The following is a 26,400-nucleotide window of genomic DNA, read 5'->3' on the forward strand; positions in this document are numbered from 1 at the left end:
CCTACAATCGCGATTATGGGGTTTAGCCGTGCCTAGCTATAGTAACTCCAAACAACGAAACGGACTTCATTTTGACCCAATTAACTTCAAACTGAGTCTCTGGTCATACGCCAGAGAACATTAAATGAGACTGATTATGAATCGTTTAATTTCCTCTGGTGTGACGGTTGCACTTTCGCTGCTGATAGTAGCTTGTAGTTCACCTCATACGCTGGATGTTCGTGTTTCTCAAAGCAACTATAAAGATGTCGAGATCGCGAGTTCGACACCAAATGAGCCACTTCGAATGTGGGCCAATGAAGCGCCGGATTTTCTCTACTCAGCGCACAATCAAACCACACCGATCAAAGTAGAGGGTGAACAGCTCAATATTTTGGCCTTATCGGGTGGTGGCGTAAACGGTGCATACGGGGCCGGCGTTTTGATGGGGCTACAGGAAAAGGGGGAGCTAAAAGATTATGCCATCATTACTGGAGTCAGTGCGGGTGCCCTAATCGCTCCTTTTGTTTTCATTGGCGGTGATGCGATGCCAAAGATGAAAGAAGTCATGCTCAACATCAATGATAAGAATATTTTGGGTAAGAAGAACTTCTTAAATACCCTGTTTAAGGACGCGTTTACCGATGGTGAGAACCTCTATGATTTCATCGCAGACGCTTACCCTGAGCCCATGATCGAGGCGATGGCGCAGCAACACCGCAATGGTAAACGCCTCTTTATTGGCAGTACCCATTTTGATTCAGGCGAACTGGTGATTTGGAATATTGGTGCGATTGCGAACAGTGATTTAGCGGACAAATCTGAACTTATTTACAAGGTGCTTGCTGCGAGCGCATCGATCCCTGGTGTTTTCCCTCCACAATTTATCGATGTTGAACATGATGGAGAAACACTTGAGGAGTTACACGTAGATGGCGGTCTCGCAGCGCAGGTGTTCTTTAATCCGTCTAACTTCAACTATCAACAAATCTCAGATGCTTTGGGGTTAGAAAAAGCGCCTCAGTTGGATGTGATTCGCAATGGTGCGTTAAAAGCGCCGTATCGTCCACTAAAAGACAAAGGTTTGGACTTGGTATCGAAGAGTGTCTCAAGCCTTACGCTAGCGCAAACTCGTGGTGATCTCTATCGAATGAAATACATCAGTGAAATCAACGATATCGAGATGCAGTTTACCTACATTGATCAAGATTTCAGATACGCCAAAGTAACGAAAGATATGTTCGATCACCGCTACTTGCTGACGATTTACGAATATGGATTCAAAAAAGCCACCCAAGGGCAACTTTGGGTAACTGAACTCCCTTAATACAGGAAAACGATACAATGAAAAAAGCCGTTCTTACACTCATGATGCTTACCGCTTCCGCGACTGCATTCGCCCAAAGTGGAGCCCATCTTGACCAGCAAAAAGTGGATAGTGATATGCAGCAACTGTCTGCAATCAAAGAAGAAGGTGCAGCCTTTATTATGATTGACGAGAACTCGAGTTACGTGGCGGTCGAGTTCGTGGGAAAGTGGGAAGAGATCAACAACTATGTGTCACACAAAGAAGCGAAACAACGTAAATTGGAAAAAGTGAACAAGCAGTTCGTGTACTCTCAGGTCGGTGAAACGTTGGAGTCACTTGAGCAAAAAGTCGTTGACCACATTTACGCTGATCAACCTAAATATTTCAGTGTCGATGTCTACCGTGATTACCATGGTGACTCAGGAGAATTCAACTATTTAGCTCGTGTCGTTGAGTACAACTAAGTTAGAGAAAACCTACTGACGCTAGTAGGTTTTTTTTGTGTTGTCGAGAAGGAATTCAAACGCAGATTGTTACCGTTACCAAGTAGCAATTCTACGATCTTGTGGTAATTTAATTAGATAACTCTAAAAAGTAAGCACAACCTATGAATTTTAGTTTTGAACAACTTCTCGCGTTCGTAACCGTTTATGAACAGCTTTCGTTTAGTAAGGCGGCGGTCAAACTCAATAAGCACCGAACTACAATAGGGCAGGTGATTACCAATCTTGAAGATCAACTGGCGGTCAACCTGTTTGAGCGAGTGGGGCGCTCGGTAGAACCGACAGAAGATGGTCATCTTCTTTACCACTATGCTAAGCAAACCATCGAACAAGCACGTACTTTCGATAAAGTCGCATTAAGTCTGGCTTACGGTGGGTTAGAGAATGTTAGTATCGCCTATTCAAGCGCTATACCACACCGTTTTCTTGTATTGCTTCGTATTCAATTAGCAGCAGATTTTCCGATGATGCGAGTTAACTTTCTTGTTCGTAATCGCAACGAAATTAAAGAGGGTTTACAGAATGGTGAGTATCAATTCGGTATTGTCAATGTGCATGATAGTCGAGCAATACATAGTTTGGATGCGACGTTTTTAGGTCATTTTGAATTTGTTCCTTTCGTCCAGAAAGGTGGTGAACTCGCTTCTGTGGCACCAGATCGAGTATTGACAGCCTTGAGGAATAGTAAACAATTTGTACTGCGGTCTCTTATTGAAGAGGGAATGGGCGAAAAAGTCATCGTAAGTTCGAACCATGAAGAGGTCGACCAATTGGCCCTTGTAGTGAAAATGGTTGAAGCAGGTTTAGGATGGGCGATTCTCCCCAGAACGTTTGCCCATTCGGAGTTTTCTAATAATCATATAGAGCCAGTGGAAGCTTCTGAATTATTGGAAGGTTTTAAGTTTGGTTTTGGCCTATGGTGCCAACCCTCTAAGCAAGTCGGTGATGTAAAAAATTCAATCATGAAGGTCGTTACAGAATACCGAGAGAAAATAATCCGTGATATGACTTAGCGGCGACATGTATCCTGCTCATCCCTATCAACAACAAGACTCAATGTGAGTCTTGTTTTTTTGTGTCTGAAAAACGTTATCGTTCTAGCGAAGAGCTAATGTCTATTGGAAGGATATAACCCTCTATATGAGAGTATGGAGTCCATAGTTTTTGGCTTAATCTAACCTCGCTCAATGGGTAAGCCCAGAGCAAAAAGTGTTTTTACCATATGTCCGCTGCAAGGACGCAGATTTTCAGCCGGGTTTAGTTACCCGGCTTTTTTTATAGTAATAAAAAATGTCAGCTGTCACCCCAAGCTCTCTGTTACAACTGGCTTGTTACTTCGCTTAGCAATCCAGTACGCAACGCTACCCCAAAGCACGGTGAGTGCCCAAAGCGCCGTCCAATGTGGAGCGACTTGTTGCCAGGTTGCCCCCATTTGGTTTAGCGCTAAGAAAGCTTTTATCGCCCAAGTGCTTGGGCTTAAATCAGCAATCCATAATAAGGGAGTAGGTATGGCTTCAATTGGCCAAATAAAACCAGCCAAGAAAATGAGCGGCATAGAGCTCACTAAGACGACTAAGGTGACAAGTTCACGCCGAGGTAATAAGTAACCTAGCCAGAAGCCTAGTCCGCAACAACCTAAAAAGAACGGGAACAACATAGCTAGCAATTCGCCCGCGTTGGCGATATGGTTTACGTTTAAGCGTTCGAAGCTAAAACCAAAATAATAGGCGCCGAGTAAATAATAAATTGCCACAAATACTAACGTTCTCACAAGCAACAGCGATCCCGTTGATACTTGTGACCAATAGCCACGACCATGACGCTGTGTTCCCGTTTGTAATCCAACCGCCATGATCAACGTTTGTTGTAAAATCAGAACAAATACTGCCGGCACTACGTATTCGATGTAACCCATGGTTGGGTTGAACGTTGGTTTCATATTAAGCTTAATAGCAGAGTAATTATGGCTAGCCATACTCATGGGCACACCATCTATCACCATTTTACTGACTTTCACTTGGGCCCCTAATGTGCCTCCAGCTTGGGCCAATCCTTCTACCACGGTTCCGTACACGAGAAAATACGAGGCGTCCGCAGCGTAGGCCAGAGTCGGGCTTTTACCTAGCATTAGGTCTTTGTAAAAGTGTTCCGGTATGACTAAAAAACCGGTGATCTCTCGTTGTAAAAATGCTTGCTTTGCATCGGCAATCGCATGAAGTCGAGTGACTACGTTGACTTGTGGGGTGGCATCAACCATACGTTCCAGCTTTAAACTCGTCAGACTACCATCTAGATTAACAATCGCGATTGGTTGTTCACGAGGCGTTTGTTGTGCATAAGGCAAAGGGTATAAAAACGAGTAAAATACGACACCACCAAACACGGTCAACGTAACGACTGGATTGGTTAGAACGGCCTTAAGTTCCGCTTTAATCAGTTGCCACAATGTCATACCGCCTCCTTCGCTTGGCGTGTTGATGAAGCTGTTCGATGTTTACCCATCAAGGCAGCGGTAATGAGCAGAGGCATAACGTAACCAATCATAGGCCATAGCGAGCTTAAAGATTGCGCGGCCGATGCTCCATAGTTTGCTTGACTCACTTGTACTTCAATGTAATGGGTAATCGGCAATAATGAACGCCATGCATAAGCGAGTGTGTTCATGTCAGAAACTGGGAATGTAATTCCCATGAAAGCGAAACTTGGAGCCGTAAACGCGCCAGCAAAACTCATCGCACGTGCAGGATCCATCGACAAGAAGAAGAACAACGCTCCCATAATGATACAGGCGATAACCGTCGCCAATTGTGCTAGTAGCATAACCACAAAACTGCCTTCCATTGGCCAATCAAGCACGGAATAAAACCAGTACAAGAACAACGCACCTTGCGCCATAAAGACCGGAATGTACTGACTTAATAGGGTAGTGAGCCTGGCGTATGGCTTTTCGCCCAAAAATGCAAATCCATTCTTTCCACCATAAATGCGAAAGTGCGCGGCAAGAATCAAAATAGTGCTTACTACAATACATATTTGCCAAATGGCTGGAACGATAGCCGTTACCAAAAATTGTGCGTAGTTATTGTTACGGTTAAATAATGCGGTTATTTGTGTCGACACGGGTACAGCTTGTCCAGCCGCTGCTAACGTTGTGGTGTTACCCTTAGCCAAGTTTCCCATTACTTCAACCTGAGCGTCGAAATAGCCTTGTGCTTGCGCAACGGCAGAGTTGATCAGTTTCGCTACCAAAATGTACTGACTGTTGTAAAAGACAGAAAGTTGAGGTTGGCGGTGTTGGAGAATATCTTGGTCGAACTTAGATGGGATGACCGCGTAAGCGTAGATATCGCCTTCAATCATCGCATTTTTTGCTTCGCTTGCACTGGTGTAGTGATAGTTAACAGCCAGACTCGACGACGCATCCAAAGATTGAATGAGCTTTCGAGAAAGTTGGGAATGTTGTAGATCAACCACACCGATTGGCAGATCCCGGGCAATGCCCGCAGAGAACACTCCCCAAATCATCATCGCGAGCAAAATCGGTATCCAAGTAAGGCACGAAAGCAACCACTTGTCTCGTCGTAAGATATGCCGCTGTGAAATCTTAATCGTCATAGCATTAACCTAGTGGTTGTGATTAAAGTTCAACGACAACACTCATTCCCATACGCAGTTCAGGTTCGGGTTGAGCTGGACGAGCTTCTACTTCAAAGGTACGAAGATCAAAACCTTGAGAAGCATCGGTTGCTCTCCACGTTGCAAAGTCACCCATAACGGCAACATGCGTTACTTTGAACTCAACATTTTTGTTTAAGGCAGGCAAATAGGCATCAAAGGTTGCTCCTTTTCTAAAGTGTTGAAGGTAATCTTCACGCACATTAAGTGTCGCCCAGGCATCTTCTGTATCTATCACAGTAACAACCGGGAAGCCCTGAGGTGCTAATTCACCACTTTGAAGTAGAACTTGAGAGACTTCGCCGTCAAACCAGCTGTAGATCTGAGTATCTTTCGCGTACGCTTCTACTTCGGCTACGGCACCTGATGCCATGCGCGCTTTTTCCGCCGCAGCCACTTTGGTTTCACTTCTAGCGCCTTCTTTTGCCATTTCGTACATTTGAAACGCGGCACTTTCTGTGTATTTCGCTGCTTGCCACTGCGTTAAAGCTTCATCGCGCTTTTGTTCTGCAACCACGCCATCGTTATAAAGGTTATTTACACGATTGTAGGTTTTTTCCATTAAATTCGCAGCGGCTTTGGCTTTCATCCACTGATCTTTTGCTGCTTGGATTTGTTGCTCACGTGCGCCTTTCTCAGCTTCTTGAGCTAAAGCGTCCGCCGCTTTTTCACCTGCTTTTGCTTGTTCTAACTTCGCTTCAATTTCAGGACTATGAAGGGTAAAAATAAGCTGACCTTTCTCTACATCGTCGCCTTTACGTACCATTACCTCATCAATACGCCCTGGGACTTTTGAGGAAATGCTGTATTGCTGGGCTTCAATTAATCCCTGTAAGCGGATCGGTTCCGAATGATAGGCTTGGTAAAATTGATACCCAACCCAAGAGGCAACACCCAAAGCACAAAGTGAGAGTAAAACGGGTTTTAGTGATTTAGCTGCCATGATTTATTTCACCTCTTTGGATGTTGAAGCAGGGATATAAGCGGTATTTTGATATTGTTCGAAGCTGTTCATTTCACTGCTCAATGCGAGTAGCTTGGTTAAAGATATTAAATAGCGGAAACGCGCCGCTGAACGCTGTGTTTCTATACTCGCGACATAAAGTTGTGCATCCACAACATCCAGCGAAGACGACAGACCCTGAGTAAATGCTTTTTCACGCAAGCGCAGGTTTTCGTTAGCGAGTTCAATGCTAGATGCGAGCCCTTGTACTTCATCAATGGCTTGCTGAGCCTCCAAGTATGTCTTTTGGACTAACAGCGATAAGTCTTGTTTGGCTTGGGACTTTAATGAGTCGACCTGCGAGACGACGCTTTGAGCGGCTTTGACTTTTTCGCTTCGCCCTGATGATTCAATCAGTGGAATGCTGACACCAACACCAACTAACCAGTCTGGCTTCATTTGGCTTGCGAGAGAATCGTCTTCATACAAGCTGTAGTCGCCGTAAAGATAAACTTCAGGGTAGTATTTCCCTTTTTCTGCTTTGATTAAGCTAGAGGCTTGTTTGTGTTTAGCGCTCAGAAGTTCTAACCCCGGATAGGTAAGCAACGTTTGATCGACAAAAGCGCTAAGAGGGGGAAGACTGTCGTTGATAAACAAAGATTCAGCGGGCTCTACGGCGTCATCTTGTGCGAGTAATTTACCTAATGCAGCCTGAGCGATACTCAAATCGCTGGCAGCTTTACGTGTTTCTACGGATGCTTTATCTAAAGAAGCCTCGGCTTGCAGGCGCTCAACGTGCGCGATTTGTCCTTGCTCTTCAAGCTTAATGGCAAAATCTCGATGCTTTTTTAGCCCAGCTTCAACCGCTTGCCGCGTTGCGAGTACTTCCTTTGCCAGTACGACAGAAAAGTAGTACTTCGATAAATCTTCAAAACGCGCTTGTTGTTCCATTAGAAGCTGACTTTTCGCCTCATCCGTTTTGCCTTCTGCTGCTGATTGAGCCGCAGAAATTCTACCACCAGTAAAAATTGGCCAAATGGCACGAATAGACGAAGAGAAAATATCGCGCTCGGTTATGGTCGAAGTGGTATTAGCTAAGGCACCAAAAATAGGCTGAAAAGCAGGAGGTACGTTAATGTGTGCTCCTGTGCTGTCTAGGATCTGTTTTCCCGACAGCGTGATATCGGTATCTAAACGCGTGTAATTCGCGCCAATAGTAACCTGAGGTAAGTTGAGATTGCTGGTGGCACTCTCTTGGTATTGGTAGTTCTCGACGTTTGAGCGTTGAGCTTTAAGAGAATAGTTGTTTTCTAGCAATAGCTGCCATGCGGTATCAAAAGTGATCGGTGCCGCATGACAGGCAAGGGAAATCGAGCTGCTAAGTAAGCCCAGTATCCAAACCTTTCCTGTTTTTTTCATAATGGCTGCTTTGTCGTAGAGTATTAGCTCTAATATAAAGGATTCGTAACTGCGTGTTAAGTAGGAGGGAAAATTGGGCAGTAGTATGCGCCCAGTTATATTTGTGCTGGGCGCGGGAGATGTTACAAATTTATTTCGTATATGGACAGTGAAACTCCGCTCTCCACTCGAGCTGACGAGAACCTCGCATCGTATTCAATAGATCTTTTCCACTCATTTGAGGGAACGATAACAGGACTTTGAGATCAGAAGTACCGCCTCCGTTTTTTTCATAAGCCCTGACGTGTGTAAATGTTGAATACATATTCTCTGACAGCATCGCCTTATTCAGGCATATTCCAAAGGTATCGCGTTCCATGTTTGGTGTTCCTTCTAACTATAAATGCACCTCTGTTTATAGTTTTCCAGTTTTCAGATGGTGTCTAAGTGTTTGTCATATAGTCAGTATTTGTGTTTTGTTTTATTTTTGTCCAAACCACTGACATCAATGTTGAGCTTTTAATAGACTTCCAGCTTCACTGCTTTCAAACCGAAACTCTCATTGGTTTCGTTGATTAAAAATTATACGTTGTAAAGTCTAAAAACGCCTCAAAAACCGCTAAAATCGATGTGATCGCGATCATGATTTTAAGGGCAATTTATGTATGGAATTGAGTATCAGAGAGGAATGCTAAATTTGGTGAATGGTTGTAATTTTATGTTTCAGCTCGTCGATTAATTAACCGTAAACTCTGCGGTTTGTTTGCCTTCCTCACAGATTTATCACCGCGACAACGTCATGCTGTTAACTGAGTGTTAACGTTACGCTCAAGAGTGAATCACAAGGATGTATCAATGAGTTGGAAAACCATCAGCTTTCGTAAGCGGATGCTCATTATCATGACGCTATCGGGGTTGATAGAGCTGTTATTGCTTGTCGCCGCGGGGTTCACTTATCTCAAAATCAATCAAGAGCAAGAAATGGGAGAAAAAGCACTGGGTGTTGCCCGTTTTTTAGCGGACTCAGCGGTTGTTCGTGAAATGATCGAAACCCAAAACCCCCAGCCATACCAACTTCGCTTTAGAGAATTAACCGAAGCCATAGGTGCTGCATTCATCGTTATTGGCGACCATAAGGGAGTACGCTTAATCCACCCTGTTGATGAGCGGTTGGGCAAGCCAATGAGAGGTGGCGACAATCGTCGAGCGCTAGAACAGGGGTTGTCTTATGTTTCGACGGCACAGGGCTCGTTAGGTTATTCAGTTCGTGGTAAAGCTGCGATTTTTGACGAGGAAGGGAACATCATTGGTGTGGTTTCGGTTGGCTATTTGCTCGACCGACTGCAAGACCGCATCGAACCATTTTTGGCCTTTTTGATTTTAATGGTCATCGTAGTTGTCGTCGCTAATGCCATTGTATCCAATTATGCGTCGAGAAAGTTTCAGCGCGCCATTTTAGGCTTTGAGCCTGAAGAGATAGGGCGGTTGTACGGCGAATTAGAAGTGACGATGAGCACTATCAAAGAGGGCGTGTTAAGCATTGATGCCCAAGGGATACTTCGCTCGATAAATCGTAGTGCCTGCCAGATTCTCGGTATTGATAGAGAATCAGCGCTCAATAAACCTTTGACTGATACGCTGCGTGATAGCGATCTATATACAGTGTTAGAAAGTGGGCAGGAAGATCATGATATTGAAATATTCCTTAATCATAAGCGCCTGATTGCAAATCGCTCTCCAATTTATGTTGATGGAAAAATCGTGGGGGCGGTATCGAGTTTCCGTTTAAGGGATGAAATTAATGATCTAACCGAGCAGCTATCACAAACCAAGGAATATGCAGATTTGTTACGTTCGCAAACCCATGAGCATCGCAATAAGCTAAACACTATCAGCGGGCTAGTACAAATGGGTGAGCTTGATGCGGTGCAAAAGTTAATTGGACAAGAAACCGCTCACTATCAAGCAATGATTGAGTTTTTAAGAGATACCGTTAAGGACCCGCTAATTGCAGGTATGTTGCTTGGAAAAACTGAACGTGCTCGCGAGTTAGGCTTACAACTGGTGGTTGAGGAAGGCAGTCGTCTGGAGCCCCTGCCTGAGTGGCTAAATTCGGAAGACCTAGTCACAATTTTGGGTAATTTGATTGATAACGCTTTCGATGCCACGTTAACTTCAATTCGCGATGAATCAAATGTTGCGTCAGAACGCAGAAACATTGATGTGTCCGTTAGCGATTACGGAAATGAAGTGATACTTGAGGTGATAGATCATGGCTGTGGCCTCCCAAAAACAATGGATCCACAAACATTATTTACAAAAGGCGTTTCGACGAAATCTCGCCAAAATCGAGGTGTTGGGTTACACCTTGTCAATCAGCTTGCTACTCGATATCACGGCCATGTTGAGATGATACCCAATACAAATTATGGGACAAGAATAACGGTGTACTTACCCAAGGAAGAACAATTATGAGTATGGCGACTCGCGTAATGATCATTGAAGATGATCTGGCTATTGCTGAGCTGCACCACAAATACTTAAGCCAACTGACAGGTTTGGAAGTGGTCGGAATTGCGACCACGAGAATGGAAGCGGAAATGCAACTCGACATTCTTAAGCCAGATTTACTATTGATGGATGTCTATCTTCCCGATGGCACAGGGCTTGAGATATTAAATACACTGCGTGCAAGTAACCAAACGTGTGATGTCATTTTGATTACAGCCGCAAGGGATGTCGATACATTACAACAGGCGATGAGGGGTGGCGTTGTCGATTACCTGTTAAAACCCGTGATGTTTCCACGTTTAGATGCCGCACTGAAAAAGTATGTGTCCCAACGCCAACAACTAGACATCGTAGAGAGTTTGGATCAGAACCTCGTTGATAAAATGCTGCAGTCTCACGCTAATCAAGACAACTTGCCGAACCGATTACCGAAAGGGATTGATGGTGTAACGCTAGACAAGATCAGAGAGTTGTTCCCAAATGGCAGTGTACTGACCGCTGATGAGGCAGGCGAAAAGATCGGCGCGAGCCGAACAACGGCGAGGCGCTATTTGGAGTATCTGATCAGCACTGGTGAACTAGAGGCTGATTTAAACTATGGGTCGGTAGGTAGGCCGGAAAGGTGCTATAAAAAAGTGACACGGTAGCGTTTATATTGATGCTCTATGCAAAATAAAAAACGATGGCTTGTTGTAGAAACCATCGCTTTACAAATTACTGCTGTTCCGTTCTAAGAGGTTAGAAGTTGTATTCTAACTTCGCTTCGATAGAGCGCTCAGCGCCAAACCAACAGTTATTTTTGTCGTAACAAGAATAGTATTCTTTATCGAATAGATTGCTTGCAGAAAGCGTGACGCTAGCCCCTTTCATTGATTCAGATACCGTTGAGAAATCGTAACTTGCTGCCAAATCAAACAAGGTGTAGTCCGGTACTTTTTGACTATTCTGTGCATCAATTTGTGCTTCCCCGACATAGCGAACGCCAGCACTGGTACGAAGGCCTGAAAGATTTCCTTCAAAGAAGTAATTGGCCCATAGAGAGGCCGTTTGCTCAGGTACCCAAACCGGCGTTTTACCTTCTTGGTTGTAATAACTGTCCTCGGTAATCTCCATATCGGTATATGTATAGCCTAGAGTGAAATCAGCTTGTGCTGTGGCTTGCCATTTTGCCTCAAGTTCAATACCTTGTGATACCACTTCGCCCGCTTGATAGTTCGGTGCATAAGGATTATTCGGATCGGTCAAGATCGCGTTTTTCTTCGTAATATGGAAGAGTGCTAAGTTACCTGAGATATCACCAGATAATGGGGCGTATTTAAAGCCTAACTCCCATTGATGACCGGTTGATGGCTCAAATGCTTTACCAGAAGAGTCGGCACCCGCAATTGGCTCGAAACTTTCCGAGTAAGTAAGGTATGGCGAGAGACCAAAGTCTAGCTCATACAAACCACCGACTCGGAAAGATACGTTGGTATCGTCTAACTCTTCCTTGCTGTTGGATACTGTTCCTAGATAATCGCTAACGGCGTCTGTATTTGAATCGTATTTATCCCAACGAAGACCTGCAATCATTACAAGTTGGTCGTAACGAACTTGATCTTGGAAATAAACGCCAATCTGCTTCGTTTTGATATCTAAGTTTTGTTTGTATTGGAAATTCAGTGCATTACGATCAATGCTGTTGTGGTCAGGATTAAAAATGTCCTGAGTTAGCGAATACCCAAGCGTGTCTTTGTATTTTACATCTGAATCTAGATACTGATAATCAAGCCCGAACAATAAGTTATGTTCAAAATTTCCTGTTTTAACGTAGCCAGATAGTTGGTTGTCAATCACAAAGGATTTGGACTTTTCATCGGTTAAATAGGCATTTCGACCAACGGTACGGTTATCCGCTTCAAGTGCACCGTTATATGTGTTTTCCTGATAGGCATCGGCGGTCATGTAGCGGGCATTCTGTAGAAATTGCCAATTGTTGTTAAAGTCGTGTTGGACTTTGTAACCCATCATCAGAACTTCGCGTTCGTAAGTGTTCCAGTCCTCATCCCCCAAATAAGTGCTTGGTGACATCGAGCCAAGTGGGTTTTTAATCACTGAGCCAGACGCAGGCACAGTCGTGTAGATACCTGCTGATGGATCATTTTGATAGTAAACATTCACGTTCACTAATGTGCTTTCTGTCGCTTGCCAATTGAAAGATGGGGCGAGTACATAACGTTCGTCTTCAGACGTATCGGCTTGACCATCTCGCTGTTTAGCTAGGCCTACAATACGGTAATCCACATTAGAATCACCAATTTGTCCTGTGGTGTCGAACGTCAGTTCTTTTAGGCTGTTAGTCCCAGTACTAATCGAGACAGAGTGCGAGGGTGTTGACTGAGGCGCCTTGGCGATAATGTTGACCATACCTCCTGGTGGAATATTGCCGTAAAGAACAGACGTTGGCCCTTTAAAAACCTCGATTTGCTCAAGAGCAACGGAATCGACCTGAGGTTGAAGGTTCCAACCGTTGTACAGCAAAGGAAGACCATCATAAAAGTTGGTGTAGTTAATAAAACCACGAATATTGAATAGGTCAAGTCGGGAAACGGCACCGCCACGCAATTCTGTATTTACGCCAGGCGCGTAACGCAATGCTTCGCTCACCGAGTTTACGCCGCGCAGGTCCATGTCATCTTTAGTGATTACCGTGATCGCTTGCGGTGTTTCCTCCGGTTCTAAAACGGTTTTAGTTGCGGTGTTTCGGTATGTTTCTCCTAGCACCGTAATCGTTTCGTGTTGGGATACGCTCTCAGTCGCATTGGCGTGGCCAGCGAGCAATGCGGATACGACGATAGCAACCGCTGAACGATGAAATCGAATCGGACTTTCCATATTTATAAATTCCACTACTTTTTCTATTTATTGATAATGATTGTTATTTGTATTCTATATTCAAAGAAATAGGAAAAGTTAACAATTTGGTGCAAAACACTAATCTTTGGAACTTATTCTTCTGTTCTTAGGTTTTAAAGATAGCGAGTCGTTTGGCTCGACAGGAATCCAATACTGCATTTGTGCTTGTTCGCTATCAACATCATAACCTTCTGGATAAAGCTCTAACTCATAACCATCGATAGCATGATAATTAGAGTAGGGTAGCCAATGTAAAATAAACCATTCCAGCGTTGAGGCGAGCTCTGATGCTTTGCCTATGTGTGTAATGACGGCGTAGGTTTGCTCAGGAACAGCCAAGAGGTCTAACCCCGAGTTGGAAGAGTTCGTTGATCTTGATGCGTTTGCTGTTGGACCACACTCATAACCTGCCCAGTACTCAAGTTGTTGGTTGTTTGAATACGCTTGCGTCACATCAATCACGCCAAAGTAAGTACTTTCCGAATTATTAAGGTTTTCAGATGAATAAAGACGTGACCAAAGTGACGGTACTTTGGATTGGAAATCGGGCGTAGCGGAAAACAATCCGTGAATAGGTTCATGATAACCAGCAAGTTCAAAAGCCGGTTTTGTTTCTATTCGAACTTCAATAAAGCGCTGATGTTTTTTCTCTTCTTCTGGTGTCTTACGCAGCGTCAAAGGTTGCCTCAACCCGGAGAGTTGTTGCGTTTTTCGATATTCGCGGGGGCTTTTTGAAAACATATTCCTGAACGCTCGGCTAAATGCGTGCTCAGATGTAAATCCCATTTCTATCGCTATATCTAACGAGCGGTCAGAAGTATGGATTAAGCGCTCAGCCGCAAGGCTAAGTTTAAGCTCTCTGATATAGTGAGCGACGGATACGCCAGTGTGTTGTTGAAATACGCGTTGCAGTTGCCAGCGCGACCAACAACTTGCTTTTGATATTTCATCTACGCTCAGAGTGCTGTCTAAGTTAGTGTGAATGTAGTCAAGCACCGATTGTATTCGGTTTATGGGATGTGGGTTAATGGCGCTTGATTTCATGGCGTTCTACTTTCACATTAATAGTGATTTCATTATCTTTAATTGAGTATCATTATCAATAGGATGATGAAATAAAAAGTAAGTAACACAGATCACGATAAAACTGTAATGGATTGCAAGGATGAGTAATTATTGCCCATATTAGAGTTTTTGCTTAAATTTTGGAGCGTTCAGATGAAACTTTTTTTATCAATAAAATACAATCGCTTATGACGTTTTGTGCAACTTATTTAAACGTTTGCACTGGCAAGTGTTGATGTAAATCAAATAGTCGTAGACAATATTGCCCCGTGTCGGACTCTCCTCAAGCGAGTACAGTGTGTACTTTTGAGACATAAGTGACTTAAATGACCTCAATACGTCGTGTTTTCAAGAATCGGAAATGCAACTTCTTGAGGTTCTTTGGGCCCATAGACTTTACCTATCAACGTAATAGGTAAGACCAATTTTCTATTTTGAGGTGCCATTGATAGGGTTGGCTCATTCTCTAGCCGTATCCGGGCACACAATAAGTACCTCGTTTTTAAGGGAAAGATGATGGTAATACCAGAAAACAGCAGCATCGTTATTTTTGGTGCTTCAGGTGACCTTACGTACCGTAAGCTCATTCCTGCTTTATACCACCTCTACGCGAACAAGCAGCTTCCAGAGAATTTTGCCATTCTGGGTGTAAGTCGCACTGAATACAGTGATGAGTCTTACCGCGCGAAGCTGAAAAAATCGCTTCAGGAAATGGAAAAGACTGAGCCAGAAACGCTTGATGCATTTATTAACCATCTGCACTACCAAGCAATTAATACTTCTGACACACAAGATTACGGTAAGCTATCTTCTCGCTTAGACCAACTTGCGGACGAATATCAATTCGAGCAACGCAATACGCTTTTTTACTTAGCAACCCCACCAAGTTTATACAGTGTGATCCCTGCAAGTCTTGCAGCACATGGTCTTAACAGTGAAGAGGATGGCTGGAAACGCCTGATCATTGAGAAACCATTCGGCTATGATCTTGAATCGGCGCGTATTCTGGACAAAGAAATTCACGAGCACTTCCAAGAGCATCAAATCTACCGAATTGACCATTACTTAGGTAAAGAAACGGTACAAAACCTACTTGTGCTTCGTTTCTCTAATGCGATGTTTGAGCCGCTTTGGAACCGTAACTTCATTGATTACGTTGAAATCACAGGCGCAGAATTCCTCGGCGTAGAGGAGCGTGGTGGTTACTACGACAACTCTGGCGCTGTGCGCGACATGTTCCAAAACCACTTGCTACAAGTATTAGCAATGGTAGGTATGGAACCACCAGCGCAAATCAATGCAGACTCGATGCGTGATGAAGTGGTAAAAGTGCTTCAATGCCTAAAGCCATTAGACGAAAACGCTCTGCGCAATGACCTAGTATTAGGCCAATACACGGCGTCTGAAGTTCGTGGGCAAAGCCTGCGCGGCTACCGTGAAGAGCCGGGAGTTGCAGACGATTCTCGTACAGAGACTTACATCGGTTTGAAAGCGTACATCAACAACTGGCGTTGGAATGGCGTGCCATTTTACGTGCGTACTGGTAAGCGTCTTCCAACACGCGTTACTGAGGTGGTTATCCACTTTAAACAAACACCGCATCCTGTGTTTGGTCAAAACGCACCAGAAAACAAGCTGATCATTCGTATTCAACCAGACGAAGGCATTCAAATGAGCTTTGGCTTGAAAGAGCCAGGCGCAGGCTTTGAAGCGAAGGAAGTGAAAATGAACTTCCATTACGCTGACCTGCAAGAAACGCAAATGCTAACGGCATACGAGCGCCTTCTACTTGATGCTTTGAATGGTGATGCTACGCTATTTGCACGTAGTGATGCGGTGGAAGCGTGTTGGCAATACGTACAGCCAATCTTAGATTTTAAGCAAGATCCACAATCCCTCTTCGGGTACGCATGCGGCACTTGGGGACCTAAAGAGTCAGATGACTTGTTACAGCGTGATGGCCGCGCTTGGCGTTTCCCATGTAAAAACTTAACAGATACGGATTACTGTGAACTATGATCAACCATAAGATCTACCAAACAGCAGAACAGGTAGTTGAAAGCCTAGCTAACGATATGAAAGCGTTTAGCGAAATGGGCAGACCTGTTCACATCTCTCTTTCTGGCGGCAGCACTCCTAAAATGCTGTTTAAACTACTGGCTTCAGAGGCTTACGCAACCTCCATTCAATGGGAAAACCTCCACTTTTGGTGGGGTGACGAACGTTGTGTTGCCCCTGACGACGCAGAAAGCAACTACGGTGAAGCGAACACGTTGTTGTTTAGCCAAGTAAATATTCCTGCAGAAAACATTCACCGCATCCGTGGCGAAGATGAGCCTAAAGCAGAAGCCGAGCGCTTTGCAAAAGAGATGGCAGAGGTAATCCCGAATGAAAACGGCACACCTGTGTTTGACTGGATCTTATTAGGCGTTGGTGCAGATGGTCATACAGCTTCTCTGTTCCCTGGCCAAACGAATTATGATGATGCGAACCTATCTCTTGTGGCGTCGCATCCTGAATCGGGCCAACTTCGTGTGTCGAAAACCGCACGCGTATTAGAAGCAGCGAAACGCATTAGTTACTTAGTGCTTGGTGCAGGAAAAGCGGACATTGTTGAAGAAATTAACAGTTCACCAGCACACGCACTGCCATACCCAGCGGCTAAGATTCAAGCGAAATCGGGCCTAACGGAATGGTATTTAGATTTAGACGCGGCAGCAAAAATTGCTTAAGACGCTGCTCGTCGATGAAATAAAATTGGAGAGAAACAATGAAAGGTGATATCGGTGTAATTGGCCTAGCAGTAATGGGTCAAAACCTTATCCTAAACATGAATGATCACGGCTTTAAAGTGGTTGCTCACAACCGTACTGCTGCTAAAGTAGACGAGTTCCTGGAAGGTCCAGCAAAAGGCACGAACATCATCGGTGCATACTCTCTAGAAGAACTAGTAGAGAAGCTAGAAACGCCGCGTAAAGTAATGTTGATGGTTCGCGCTGGTGACGTTGTAGACAAGTTCATCGAAGCGCTAGTACCTCTGCTAGACAAAGGCGACATCATTATTGACGGTGGTAACACTAACTACCCAGATACAAACCGTCGTGTTGCTGCACTACGTGAAAAAGGTATCCACTTCATCGGTACTGGTGTATCTGGTGGTGAAGAAGGTGCGCGCTTCGGTCCATCTATCATGCCTGGCGGTGCTGCTGAAGCATGGGAAGCGGTTAAGCCTATCTTCCAAGGTATCGCTGCGAAAACTGACGCTGGTGAGCCATGTTGTGACTGGGTTGGTAACGACGGTGCTGGTCACTTCGTTAAGATGGTACACAACGGTATCGAATACGGTGACATGCAGCTTATCACAGAAGCTTACCAGTTCATGAAAGACGGTCTTGGTATGTCTGCAGACGAGATGCAAGCAGTATTCGCTGATTGGAACAAGACTGAACTAGACAGCTACCTTGTTGAAATCACGGCTGACATCCTTGGCTACAAAGATGAAGACGGTGAGCCTCTCGTTGAGAAGATCCTAGACACAGCAGGCCAAAAAGGTACTGGTAAATGGACTGGTATTAACGCACTAGACCTAGGTATTCCACTAACACTTATCTCTGAGTCTGTATTCTCTCGTTGTCTATCTGCACTGAAAGACCAACGTGTTGAAGCTGAATCTCTATTCGGTAAGACAATCACTCCTGTTGAAGGCGACAAGCAAGAGTGGGTTGATGCACTACGTCAAGCGCTACTAGCTTCTAAGATCATCTCTTACGCTCAAGGCTTCATGCTAATGCGCGAAGCATCGAACGAGAACGGTTGGGACCTAAACTACGGTAACGTAGCCCTAATGTGGCGTGGTGGTTGTATCATCCGCTCTGCGTTCCTAGGCAACATCCGTGATGCGTACGAAGCGAACCCAGACATCGCATTCCTAGGTTCTGATGAGTACTTCAAAAATATCCTACAAGGCAGCCTAGCAGCATGGCGTAAAGTAGCAGCGAAGTCTCTAGAGTCTGGTATCCCAATGCCATGTACGATTTCTGCGCTATCTTTCCTAGACGGTTACACAACAGCTCGTCTACCAGCGAACCTGCTTCAAGCTCAACGTGACTACTTCGGTGCTCACACTTATGAGCGTATTGACCGTCCACGTGGTGAATTCTTCCACACTAACTGGACTGGTACAGGCGGCGACACAGCGTCTACAACTTACGACGTGTAATTGTTTTAAGTAAACCGACTAAATATAAAGATATAAAGGGATGCCCAAGTGGCATCCTTTTTTGTGTCTGCTTTTACGGAACTTCAAGAGCGCCTAGGCGCTCTTTTCAGTGGTCGTTTTCTTGCTTTGATAAAACCTGTCTTTTAGGTAGAGAATTGCACTGACCACAAGAGCCACTAAAGAAACAGTAAATAGGGCGTACATGCTGAGAATCCATGCGAATGTGGCCGTCAAGAATGCAATGAAGGAAAACATCCTGCTGAAAGACATCACATGGCCAAGTTTGTTACTTTTCATAAACGCCTCCCGAAGCTAAGTGGGGATAGACAATTGTGGTCATATGCCACACTTTTAATTGTCTGCTCTTTTGGGGCGTTTCACACAAAAAAGTGGCTAAAGATTTCTCAAAAAAGGTGAAATATTGAACCGGTAGACAAATCGTTAAACTGAGTTGCACAGATATGACTTCGGTTGTCTATCACTTCAAAGTTTTTAACTACGCAGATTAAGGGCATGTAGCGTTATTATTATCGTATTCGAACTCTACGATACACAATTGCAAGTGAACCTACACTCGTAAGCTCATCCCTGTCGTCAGTTACAGTAAAAGCTTTTTTCTCTTTTTAACAATACCTTAGTAATTACGGGCAATTAAATCCGTTTTTCGATCGAAACTCAGATTGCACAAAAGGTGAAAAAGAGTGCTAGGTAAGCCTTTAAACTACGCCTATAATTAGCGCCCACATGGAGGATGTTTATTATATGAACATCCTTTATTTTTTGAAACTAGCAACAAGGATCCAGTAAAACATGTTTTTCTGGTTTTGTTTACGTCGACCAAGAAGGTAATTAACACAGCAAATTGAGGTTCTAAGATGACTCTTAACAAGTACTTTGTTTTCATTCCAGCAGAATTGGAACAGGAAATGCACAAGGACAATCAAGTGATCTCTGAGAAGGAAACTCAACGTCAGGCATTAGTAAAACAGGCACAACAACAAGGCGGCCTGTAAGCTAGGTTTCAAAGAGAAAGAGCACCGCAACGGTGCTCTTTTTGTATCTGAGGTCGTAGAATTAACTTAATATGCCAAGGCTTTTCAATTTTCTGTAAATGGTATTTCGGCTCACACCAAGCATACGAGACGTTTTGCTAATGTTCCCCCGGTTGGCTTGATATGTTTTGAGCAACTTATCTTCGACGGTTGCACGCAGTTCTGAAGTTGGTTCAGCGGATACTACTCCTTCTTGAGCTTGGCTGAGTTTCTTACTTAGGTGGGCTGGGACGTGTGTGAGTTCCAATATTTCTTCACCTTGCGCCATTAAGGCGGATACTTTGATTAAACTATCGAGTTCACGCAAATTTCCTGGCCATGAGTAAGACAGCATCAGAGAAAGTAGGTGAGGGCAAAGCTGTTGTTCAGATTCGGCGTGACGCCGATGAATGTTCTCAATCAGTTGTCGTTTATCTTCACGCTCCTCAAAGCGAGGTAGCTCAATGATCAAGCCATTAAGGCGATAATACAAATCTTGGCGGAACAATCCTTCGCTGACCAAATGTTCCAGATCTTTATGCGTGGCTGCAATGATTTGCGTATCGACTTGAATGCTTTGGTTGGAACCCACGGGAAGCACGGTTTTATCTTGCAATACATGGAGCAATCGGCTTTGAGCTTCCAAGGGTAAATCCGCGATTTCATCCAGAAACAAAATCCCTTTGTGCGCTTGGCGAATTTTTCCCTGATAGCCTTTGCTGTTTGCGCCAGTAAAGGCACCGGCTACGTAGCCAAACAATTCAGATTCAACCAGATCTTTTGGTAGCGCTCCGCAGTTGACGGAAACCAACGGTCCCGTTTTTCTCTGGCTGTTTTTATGGAGCGCTTTCACAAACTCGTTTTTGCCAACACCAGTCTCTCCGAGAATCAACAAACTGATGTCTTTATCGATGACGCGATTGGCTTGCTGCCAACAGTGCTCAACAGCGGAGTCGCCATAATGAAGATCATTGGACGCCGCTACAGCACGAGACTTGACCTTGCTATCTTTATCGGTAAGCGGTTTTGTTTTGAAAACGAAAGGGTGCTCATTTCCCCGAGTGGATAGAATGTCGTCTAAGGATTGCCCAATGATACTTTTTTGCGCAAAAAGTTGAGAGGCTACTTGATTGTGAGCCAAAACTTGTCCGTCTTCATTTGCAATGATAATTCCTTGCCAACCACTATTCAGTAAACCTTTTTCGCACGCTAAATCCACACGAATATGCCCTTGTGGAATCAAGTTAAGTAGTTGATTCTCCACTTGCTGGACCATGTTTTGTACTAGTACTTGCGTTGAGAAGTCATGTCTCTTTTGCTCGCTCGTAATATCTAATACGCCAATGAGGTTACCAAGATGATCGAAAATAGGATTAGCCGAACAGCTAATAAAACGATGGTGTTGGATAAAGTGCTGATCACCAATAACAGAAACGGGCTTTGCTTCAACCAAGGCTGTACCAATAGCGTTGGTGCCTTTGACCTTTTCTTGCCAGCATGCTCCAGAGCTTAGCGAGATTTCCGTCAACTTCTCACGAAATCTAGGCTGTCCCCAACTGCCGATGATGACACCATCTGAATCCGTCAAAATTAAGCGACTGTCGCTATGAGCAAATAGCTGATTAAACAAAGGGAGTGCAAATTGAGTAACTGCCTCTAGCAAAAAATTGAGTTGGTGACGCCTATCTTGGAGCGTTGCTGGCGTTACTCGAATATCTTCAGGGCGTCGACGCTGTTTTAAACCCGCTTGTTCACTTCTGACCCATGAAGTTGAAAGCCAATTGTTATCGCTAATATGTTGAAGTTCCATGACTGTACCATTTTGTCACAGTGAGGGTGTGCCATTTTGGAACACTTGAACATTGGTGTTCACACCATACATCCGCTCAAACATCGCTCACTTGGTTTGTTATCGCTTGGTAATCATAGTTTTACATTTAATTAACAACAAGTGTGGCGTAGTTGGCGTGTGACTTGCGTAATGCTCTTTGTGAACAGTGCGATACGACACTGCAATAACACATTGAACGAGAAACAAAAGGAAGAGTTATGATCTATGCACAGCCAGGTAGTGAAAATGCCATTGTTAACTTTAAATCGCATTACGATAACTTTATCGGTGGGGAATGGGTAAAACCAACGGGTGGTGAGTACTTTGACAATATCTCACCAATCAACGGACAAGCGTATTGTAAAGTTGCTCGCTCTGGCGAGGAAGATATTAATTTAGCACTGGATGCCGCGCACAACATCAGAGCAAAATGGGCCAAAACCAGCGTGACAGAACGTTCGAACATCTTGCTGAAAATTGCTGACCGTATTGAGCAGCATCTAGAAGAGCTTGCTGTTGCAGAAACTTGGGAAAACGGCAAACCAGTTCGCGAAACCTTGGCGGCAGATTTACCTTTAGTAGTGGATCACTTCCGTTACTTCGCTGGCTGTATTCGCGCACAAGAAGGCAGTGCGGCAGAACTGGATGAGCACACCGCAAGCTACCACTTCCCAGAACCGATTGGTGTGGTTGGTCAAATTATTCCGTGGAACTTCCCAATGTTGATGGCGGCTTGGAAACTAGCACCGGCACTAGCGGCGGGTTGCTGTGTGGTATTGAAGCCAGCAGAGCAAACCCCAACATCCATTCTGGTTCTGATGGAAAAAATCGGTGACCTTCTTCCTCCTGGTGTCATCAACGTTGTAAACGGATATGGTTCTGAAGCGGGTCAAGCATTAGCAACCAGCAACCGCATTGCGAAACTCGCGTTTACCGGGTCTACGCAAGTTGGCAACCACATTCTGAAATGTGCAGCAGACAACTTGATCCCATCGACAGTTGAGTTAGGTGGTAAATCTCCAAACATCTACTTCTCAGATATCTTCGATTACGAAGATGAGTATCTTGATAAGTGTATCGAAGGTACGTTACTTGGTTTCTTCAACCAAGGTGAAGTTTGTACTTGTCCATCTCGCGTACTGGTTCATGAAGCGATTTATGACAAGTTTGTAGAGAAACTGACGGAACGTGCACAGCTGATTAAACAAGGTAATCCGCTCGATACCGATACTCAAGTTGGTGCTCAGGCTTCTCAAGAACAGTTTGATAAGATTTTAAGTTACCTGGAAATCGGCCGTGAAGAAGGCGCAAAAGTGGTCTTTGGTGGTGGAGTGTCAGAACAGCCAGAGTCTATCAACCAGGGGTACTACATTCAGCCAACCATGTTGGAAGGCCACAACAAGATGCGAATCTTCCAAGAAGAAATTTTTGGCCCAGTGATCGCTATCACCAAATTCAAAGATGAGGCTGAAGCGTTGGAAATCGCAAACGACACTGAATATGGCTTAGGCGCAGGTGTTTGGACACGTGATGCGAACGTTGCATATCGTATGGGCCGTAATATTGAAGCTGGCCGGATCTGGATTAACTGTTACCACGCTTACCCTGCACACGCAGCGTTCGGTGGTTACAAAAAATCGGGTATCGGGCGCGAAACGCACAAGATGATGCTGGATCACTACCAGAATACTAAGAACTTGCTGATTAGCTACAGCATCGACCCGTTAGGCTTCTTCTAGTGAAACTAAGTAATTAATAAAGAAAAAGCAGTATGAATCAAAACCCCGAATCTTCGGGGTTTTTTATTAGCGTGAGCTTGTCGGCTGAAGGTTAACTTAGATGTTTAACCTACTTATATTGTGATATCAGGAACGTTGAATTATCGCCACTTTTCGTTCCATAAGCTTTTCTACGGCGGCGTTTTGCTTGTCAATATTGAGTTGCGGATCAAAGTCCAAAACGCGATTGCAAGATTCGAGACTGGCAAATTGATTTAAACATTCACCAAGCTCTCTTTTAGAGCTTGTTCGCGTCATACTGCTTTCTGATGAGGAGAGTAGGGTGACTTTACGGCCATGAAACGTTCCTTGCGGCACTGCATCACTTTGCTGCGCTTGTTGAACGTCATGAACCGATGAATTGGTGTATGTGGATTGGATGTCATTGGACATAAAGACACCTAAACTCTCAAGTCTAAAGTTTGTGGCATCGGTGGTGCCTCATCAATGGTTACATGAGAAGACAATAACGCTTCCCACGACTCGCTGTGCGTCAGCAATTCTGCTAAAGCTGTTTCAAATTATTCGTAATCCAGTCGCCTAATGTTAATGAGTCGGTTTAAACATAGGACATGTCGGTGGTTATCCAAACTAAAAAATAACTGGTGCTCAGGCCAGTGATAATTAAAGGCCAAGAAAGAGCGATAGAGATCGGAATTTACAATTTGAAGGCCAACAATCTCAGCTTCGAGCTGCAGAGTTGTCGATTCAGGATGAAAGATGATATGCACCCTTAGATTATCATCAAAGGCTAAGCTTACTTCATTTTCCGTTAGATGCAGTGCAGGCAAGCCTATTTGATGAGCAAACTTTAGCAAAATCTCATCGATAGTTTGGCGTGCTGACATAGGAATAGTCCCTTTTGAAATTTTATCAAGGAAAATATTAGATGTATCTCTTCATGTTTATCAATATTAGTCGGTTGTTATTATATTTTGGCTTTTAAATGTGTTGAGAGAAATAGAAAGGCAAAATTAAATGTGTTCAGATGCATATCTCGATGGCAGTGAGATATATGAATATCATTTTTCTCTAATAAACTTCAATTAAGGAAGGAATGAAAGTGAGCAGAAACTGCTTTTGAAATTACAGTCCATGTTAACTACGTGTTGTTGAAAAGTGCGATTTATTGTCCGCTTGTAGTATAAATATAAGTTGATCTTTTATATTTTTACATAAAGAATTGTGTGAATTTCAAATGAGCTAGATTATATAAAATAAGTTTATGGGGTCATAATGAACAATTCTATATGGGCTGGTTTTATTGGGTTATTCATACTGAGTGGGTGCAGTCAGACTGTGTCCGTTAATGGGGTGGATGGCTTTGATACACAGAGTCAGGCATCAGTCTATGGTTGGGTTTCTGTCGACGGCTACTTTCCACCTTCGATTACTTCTCTTGAAGTGGAAATATGTAAAATTATTGATAATCAATGCTTTAAATCGGCATCTCAGAGCTACCAAGGTGTTCAGTTGCCTGTGCAGTATTCGTTTTTAATTGCACCAATTCAAGCTGGTGAAGGAAAAATGAAGATTATTGGAAAGCTTTATTCAAACGGTGATCTCGTTGCGGAAAAAGAAAAGAACTATTTATTTTTTGAGGGAAATAAACAAGAAAACTTGATTCTTGTTCCAAAAATAAACAGATAAAATTTTAAGTACTACATTTTTATTAGAATTTTCTAATTTATAAAAATAAAGACTATATCTTTCCTGTTGTGAAAGATTTGTTGTCTTTTATAAACATTAATTACATGACTTTGAAGTCATCGGGTCAGTTGTTTTTTAGACTCATACTTGTTGCAAAAACAGTATTTTTTATGATTATATCTCGCTCCTTGAACACGTTGGCTTGGCGTTTTAGGCTATAAAACATACATTTTTATGATTTTGGAAATTTAATTTTGTTCTAGAAACGATGCCGAAATCTATTTAATTGTATTCTAATGTATAACAAAACAACCAAACTTAAATAACGAAATGATATTTAAGTTTGGGCTAATGATAAACGCTATCTGATAAAAATAATAAAGACGGACAGCAGAAATTTACTAAGTCAAACTTTTACCTTTAGGTAAAGGTAATGCTTGGGTTATTCGCTAATTATTCGGGGGGTATGGTAAGTGATAGAACTTCTATGCTCTTTTCTTTGCTTCTTTAATTCATACAGCAGTACTTAGAAATAACAACAATCAAAGTAGTGCTTTGAAAGTTTCTCAACATTTGCACTGAGAAACTCAAAATAATGAAGGGTAGAAAATGGATGTGTCAGGCCAACTAAACTCAGAAAGGGTCGACTCGAGTTCACGAAAAATTCGTAGTTTTTCCTGCTATGAAAAATCTGACGAAGTATTTCACTCAGACCAGTCTCACATTGTTGTCGTTCACAATGGTCAGCTTCGAGTTCAAACAGGTGATTGCACAATCGATGTTGCTGCAGAAAATGGGGTATTTCTATCCCAAGGAGATTACTTGTTAGAGTACTCTCCGCTAGATGGGGCATACAAAGCGTCGATTATTGCCTACGACAATGAACTCGTTAGTCAGTTGCTGCAAAAACACAGTGATCTCTTGATGATGCTGCCTAAGGTAGACAAAGTTTGTTCTGGTTTGTTTACTTTTGGTTTGAACATACTCGTTGAACAAGTGCTTTCCAGCATGCAGACGCTTGAGCAACAAGCGTACCCTGATGCCATTATGTGCCTAAAATACGAAGAACTACTCATTCTCTTGCTACACAGCAAAGGAGGAGAATCACTGTATGCGTTGCTGTCACAACAAACAAACCGTACGTCGGAACGGTTACGTCGATTTATGGAACAGCATTACTTAAAAGAATGGAAGTTGACAGACTACGCGCAGGAGTTTGGTGCCAGCTTAACCACTTTTAAAGAGCTTTTTAATGAGCACTATGGCATTTCTCCAAGAGCCTGGATCAGTGAGCGTCGACTACTGCATGCTCATAAACTGCTGTTGACGAGCAAGATGAGCATCGTAGATGTGGCGATGGAGGCAGGGTTTTCCAGCCAGTCTTACTTTACGCAGAGTTACCGTCGTCGTTTTGGAACGACCCCAAGCCGCGTACGTTCGGGAGACGATCAAGTGGCTATCGCGAAATGAAATGACTTGGGACTAAAATTTTCTGACTAATTTTGAAAGTCACTCACCAGTGTAAATTCTATTATGTATCGTGTAACAACGAACGATTAAAAATTATTACATCTCTTTCTTTCTGGATTGTTCGAAAGGGGTGCGGAGACGAA

General features: G+C 43.6%; 22 protein-coding genes and 1 pseudogene. 12 read left to right on the forward strand and 11 right to left on the reverse strand.

Translation table 11 applies throughout. The features are described from left to right. Nucleotides 1-136 precede the first annotated feature (136 nt). The 3 genes from R8N49_RS13250 (at nucleotide 137) to R8N49_RS13260 (ending at nucleotide 2,804) form a co-directional block, all read left to right on the forward strand. Nucleotides 137-1,306: a patatin-like phospholipase family protein gene (locus R8N49_RS13250; RefSeq protein ID WP_017634571.1), complete on the forward strand. Its 1,170-nt coding sequence runs from the start codon at nucleotides 137-139 to the stop codon at nucleotides 1,304-1,306. A gap of 17 nt (nucleotides 1,307-1,323) precedes the next feature. Then, nucleotides 1,324-1,752, forward strand: a complete 429-nt coding sequence (locus tag R8N49_RS13255) for a hypothetical protein (protein WP_047102715.1) — start codon at nucleotides 1,324-1,326, stop codon at nucleotides 1,750-1,752. Between the two features lie 143 nt (nucleotides 1,753-1,895). After that, a complete protein-coding gene (locus R8N49_RS13260; RefSeq protein ID WP_017821360.1) occupies nucleotides 1,896-2,804 on the forward strand; it encodes a LysR family transcriptional regulator in 909 nt (302 codons plus the stop codon). A gap of 287 nt (nucleotides 2,805-3,091) precedes the next feature. Here R8N49_RS13260 and R8N49_RS13265 read toward each other — a convergent pair whose 3' ends face one another. The 5 genes from R8N49_RS13265 to R8N49_RS13285 form a co-directional block, all read right to left on the reverse strand. After that, nucleotides 3,092-4,243: an ABC transporter permease gene (locus R8N49_RS13265; RefSeq protein ID WP_318190001.1), complete on the reverse strand. Its 1,152-nt coding sequence runs from the start codon at nucleotides 4,241-4,243 to the stop codon at nucleotides 3,092-3,094. Then, on the reverse strand, nucleotides 4,240-5,406 hold the full coding sequence (locus tag R8N49_RS13270; protein WP_213894317.1) for an ABC transporter permease: 1,167 nt from the start codon (nucleotides 5,404-5,406) through the stop codon (nucleotides 4,240-4,242). Before R8N49_RS13270 ends, R8N49_RS13265 begins: the two co-directional genes overlap by 4 nt. Nucleotides 5,407-5,428: 22 nt before the next feature. Continuing rightward, nucleotides 5,429-6,409 carry an HlyD family secretion protein gene (locus R8N49_RS13275; RefSeq protein WP_149192518.1) on the reverse strand — a complete coding sequence of 327 codons (981 nt, stop codon included), beginning with the start codon at nucleotides 6,407-6,409 and terminating at the stop codon, nucleotides 5,429-5,431. Between the two features lie 3 nt (nucleotides 6,410-6,412). Beyond that, on the reverse strand, nucleotides 6,413-7,828 hold the full coding sequence (locus R8N49_RS13280; RefSeq protein WP_025768106.1) for a TolC family protein: 1,416 nt from the start codon (nucleotides 7,826-7,828) through the stop codon (nucleotides 6,413-6,415). 130 nt (nucleotides 7,829-7,958) lie between these two features. Next, nucleotides 7,959-8,186 carry a hypothetical protein gene (locus R8N49_RS13285; RefSeq protein ID WP_005377125.1) on the reverse strand — a complete coding sequence of 76 codons (228 nt, stop codon included), beginning with the start codon at nucleotides 8,184-8,186 and terminating at the stop codon, nucleotides 7,959-7,961. Between the two features lie 476 nt (nucleotides 8,187-8,662). Here R8N49_RS13285 and R8N49_RS13290 point away from each other — a divergent pair, with 476 nt between their 5' ends. Further along, nucleotides 8,663-10,282, forward strand: a complete 1,620-nt coding sequence (locus R8N49_RS13290) for a sensor histidine kinase (protein WP_005377131.1) — start codon at nucleotides 8,663-8,665, stop codon at nucleotides 10,280-10,282. Further along, a complete protein-coding gene (locus R8N49_RS13295) occupies nucleotides 10,279-10,965 on the forward strand; it encodes a response regulator (protein WP_017634565.1) in 687 nt (228 codons plus the stop codon). The genes R8N49_RS13290 and R8N49_RS13295 overlap by 4 nt, the downstream gene beginning before the upstream one ends. Nucleotides 10,966-11,056: 91 nt before the next feature. Here the strand turns inward: R8N49_RS13295 and R8N49_RS13300 are convergent, their stop codons facing one another. Both R8N49_RS13300 and R8N49_RS13305 read right to left on the reverse strand, forming a co-directional pair. Continuing rightward, a complete protein-coding gene (locus tag R8N49_RS13300) occupies nucleotides 11,057-13,192 on the reverse strand; it encodes a TonB-dependent siderophore receptor (protein ID WP_213968878.1) in 2,136 nt (711 codons plus the stop codon). Nucleotides 13,193-13,291: 99 nt separating this feature from the next. After that, nucleotides 13,292-14,257 (reverse strand): helix-turn-helix domain-containing protein, encoded by a 966-nt coding sequence (locus R8N49_RS13305; protein ID WP_047102711.1) that lies wholly within the window; start codon nucleotides 14,255-14,257, stop codon nucleotides 13,292-13,294. Nucleotides 14,258-14,794: 537 nt separating this feature from the next. Between R8N49_RS13305 and zwf the strand changes: the two genes are divergently transcribed. The 3 genes from zwf to gnd are packed head-to-tail and all read left to right on the forward strand — an operon-like array spanning nucleotide 14,795 to nucleotide 18,497. After that, nucleotides 14,795-16,297 (forward strand): glucose-6-phosphate dehydrogenase, encoded by a 1,503-nt coding sequence (gene zwf, locus R8N49_RS13310; protein WP_017634563.1) that lies wholly within the window; start codon nucleotides 14,795-14,797, stop codon nucleotides 16,295-16,297. Beyond that, nucleotides 16,294-17,010: a 6-phosphogluconolactonase gene (gene pgl, locus R8N49_RS13315; protein ID WP_005387158.1), complete on the forward strand. Its 717-nt coding sequence runs from the start codon at nucleotides 16,294-16,296 to the stop codon at nucleotides 17,008-17,010. The genes zwf and pgl overlap by 4 nt, the downstream gene beginning before the upstream one ends. Nucleotides 17,011-17,048: 38 nt before the next feature. Next, the gene (gnd, locus tag R8N49_RS13320; RefSeq protein ID WP_005377160.1) at nucleotides 17,049-18,497 is read left to right on the forward strand and encodes a decarboxylating NADP(+)-dependent phosphogluconate dehydrogenase; all 1,449 of its coding nucleotides are present in this window, start codon (nucleotides 17,049-17,051) and stop codon (nucleotides 18,495-18,497) included. Between the two features lie 93 nt (nucleotides 18,498-18,590). Here gnd and R8N49_RS13325 read toward each other — a convergent pair whose 3' ends face one another. Continuing rightward, nucleotides 18,591-18,794 carry a hypothetical protein gene (locus R8N49_RS13325; protein ID WP_054576969.1) on the reverse strand — a complete coding sequence of 68 codons (204 nt, stop codon included), beginning with the start codon at nucleotides 18,792-18,794 and terminating at the stop codon, nucleotides 18,591-18,593. Nucleotides 18,795-19,372: 578 nt separating this feature from the next. On the opposite strand from R8N49_RS13325, the gene R8N49_RS13330 reads away from it, so the two are divergent. Beyond that, entirely contained in the window at nucleotides 19,373-19,510 is a 138-nt protein-coding gene (locus R8N49_RS13330; protein WP_005377165.1) for a hypothetical protein, read from the forward strand. Between the two features lie 61 nt (nucleotides 19,511-19,571). On the opposite strand, the gene R8N49_RS13335 is transcribed toward R8N49_RS13330, so the two are convergent. Beyond that, on the reverse strand, nucleotides 19,572-21,338 hold the full coding sequence (locus R8N49_RS13335; protein ID WP_047102709.1) for a sigma-54-dependent Fis family transcriptional regulator: 1,767 nt from the start codon (nucleotides 21,336-21,338) through the stop codon (nucleotides 19,572-19,574). A gap of 239 nt (nucleotides 21,339-21,577) precedes the next feature. Here R8N49_RS13335 and R8N49_RS13340 point away from each other — a divergent pair, with 239 nt between their 5' ends. Further along, complete coding sequence (locus R8N49_RS13340) at nucleotides 21,578-23,098, forward strand: aldehyde dehydrogenase family protein (RefSeq protein WP_005377169.1); 1,521 nt, start codon at nucleotides 21,578-21,580, stop codon at nucleotides 23,096-23,098. Nucleotides 23,099-23,224: 126 nt separating this feature from the next. On the opposite strand, the gene exsE2 is transcribed toward R8N49_RS13340, so the two are convergent. After that, the gene (exsE2, locus tag R8N49_RS13345) at nucleotides 23,225-23,530 is read right to left on the reverse strand and encodes a T3SS regulon translocated regulator ExsE2 (protein ID WP_005377171.1); all 306 of its coding nucleotides are present in this window, start codon (nucleotides 23,528-23,530) and stop codon (nucleotides 23,225-23,227) included. A gap of 8 nt (nucleotides 23,531-23,538) precedes the next feature. Next, nucleotides 23,539-23,985, reverse strand: a pseudogene (exsC, locus tag R8N49_RS13350) (type III secretion system regulatory chaperone ExsC). A gap of 388 nt (nucleotides 23,986-24,373) precedes the next feature. Here exsC and R8N49_RS13355 point away from each other — a divergent pair. Next, complete coding sequence (locus R8N49_RS13355) at nucleotides 24,374-24,787, forward strand: YscW family type III secretion system pilotin (protein WP_047102708.1); 414 nt, start codon at nucleotides 24,374-24,376, stop codon at nucleotides 24,785-24,787. A gap of 609 nt (nucleotides 24,788-25,396) precedes the next feature. Next, on the forward strand, nucleotides 25,397-26,257 hold the full coding sequence (locus R8N49_RS13360) for an AraC family transcriptional regulator (protein WP_005377191.1): 861 nt from the start codon (nucleotides 25,397-25,399) through the stop codon (nucleotides 26,255-26,257). The last annotated feature ends 143 nt before the right edge of the window (nucleotides 26,258-26,400 follow it).

The organism is Vibrio sp. 1978 (assembly GCF_033344345.1).

Excerpts from the sequence above, each read along its gene's own strand:
- R8N49_RS13250 (WP_017634571.1), top strand. The coding sequence starts at position 137 with ATGAATCGTTTAATTTCCTCTGGTGTGACGGTTGCACTTTCGCTGCTG.
- R8N49_RS13255 (WP_047102715.1), top strand. The coding sequence starts at position 1,324 with ATGAAAAAAGCCGTTCTTACACTCATGATGCTTACCGCTTCCGCGACT.
- R8N49_RS13260 (WP_017821360.1), top strand. The coding sequence starts at position 1,896 with ATGAATTTTAGTTTTGAACAACTTCTCGCGTTCGTAACCGTTTATGAA.
- R8N49_RS13265 (WP_318190001.1), bottom strand. The coding sequence starts at position 4,243 with ATGACATTGTGGCAACTGATTAAAGCGGAACTTAAGGCCGTTCTAACC.
- R8N49_RS13270 (WP_213894317.1), bottom strand. The coding sequence starts at position 5,406 with ATGACGATTAAGATTTCACAGCGGCATATCTTACGACGAGACAAGTGG.
- R8N49_RS13275 (WP_149192518.1), bottom strand. The coding sequence starts at position 6,409 with ATGGCAGCTAAATCACTAAAACCCGTTTTACTCTCACTTTGTGCTTTG.
- R8N49_RS13280 (WP_025768106.1), bottom strand. The coding sequence starts at position 7,828 with ATGAAAAAAACAGGAAAGGTTTGGATACTGGGCTTACTTAGCAGCTCG.
- R8N49_RS13285 (WP_005377125.1), bottom strand. The coding sequence starts at position 8,186 with ATGGAACGCGATACCTTTGGAATATGCCTGAATAAGGCGATGCTGTCA.
- R8N49_RS13290 (WP_005377131.1), top strand. The coding sequence starts at position 8,663 with ATGAGTTGGAAAACCATCAGCTTTCGTAAGCGGATGCTCATTATCATG.
- R8N49_RS13295 (WP_017634565.1), top strand. The coding sequence starts at position 10,279 with ATGAGTATGGCGACTCGCGTAATGATCATTGAAGATGATCTGGCTATT.
- R8N49_RS13300 (WP_213968878.1), bottom strand. The coding sequence starts at position 13,192 with ATGGAAAGTCCGATTCGATTTCATCGTTCAGCGGTTGCTATCGTCGTA.
- R8N49_RS13305 (WP_047102711.1), bottom strand. The coding sequence starts at position 14,257 with ATGAAATCAAGCGCCATTAACCCACATCCCATAAACCGAATACAATCG.
- zwf (WP_017634563.1), top strand. The coding sequence starts at position 14,795 with ATGGTAATACCAGAAAACAGCAGCATCGTTATTTTTGGTGCTTCAGGT.
- pgl (WP_005387158.1), top strand. The coding sequence starts at position 16,294 with ATGATCAACCATAAGATCTACCAAACAGCAGAACAGGTAGTTGAAAGC.
- gnd (WP_005377160.1), top strand. The coding sequence starts at position 17,049 with ATGAAAGGTGATATCGGTGTAATTGGCCTAGCAGTAATGGGTCAAAAC.
- R8N49_RS13325 (WP_054576969.1), bottom strand. The coding sequence starts at position 18,794 with ATGAAAAGTAACAAACTTGGCCATGTGATGTCTTTCAGCAGGATGTTT.
- R8N49_RS13330 (WP_005377165.1), top strand. The coding sequence starts at position 19,373 with ATGACTCTTAACAAGTACTTTGTTTTCATTCCAGCAGAATTGGAACAG.
- R8N49_RS13335 (WP_047102709.1), bottom strand. The coding sequence starts at position 21,338 with ATGGAACTTCAACATATTAGCGATAACAATTGGCTTTCAACTTCATGG.
- R8N49_RS13340 (WP_005377169.1), top strand. The coding sequence starts at position 21,578 with ATGATCTATGCACAGCCAGGTAGTGAAAATGCCATTGTTAACTTTAAA.
- exsE2 (WP_005377171.1), bottom strand. The coding sequence starts at position 23,530 with ATGTCCAATGACATCCAATCCACATACACCAATTCATCGGTTCATGAC.
- R8N49_RS13355 (WP_047102708.1), top strand. The coding sequence starts at position 24,374 with ATGAACAATTCTATATGGGCTGGTTTTATTGGGTTATTCATACTGAGT.
- R8N49_RS13360 (WP_005377191.1), top strand. The coding sequence starts at position 25,397 with ATGGATGTGTCAGGCCAACTAAACTCAGAAAGGGTCGACTCGAGTTCA.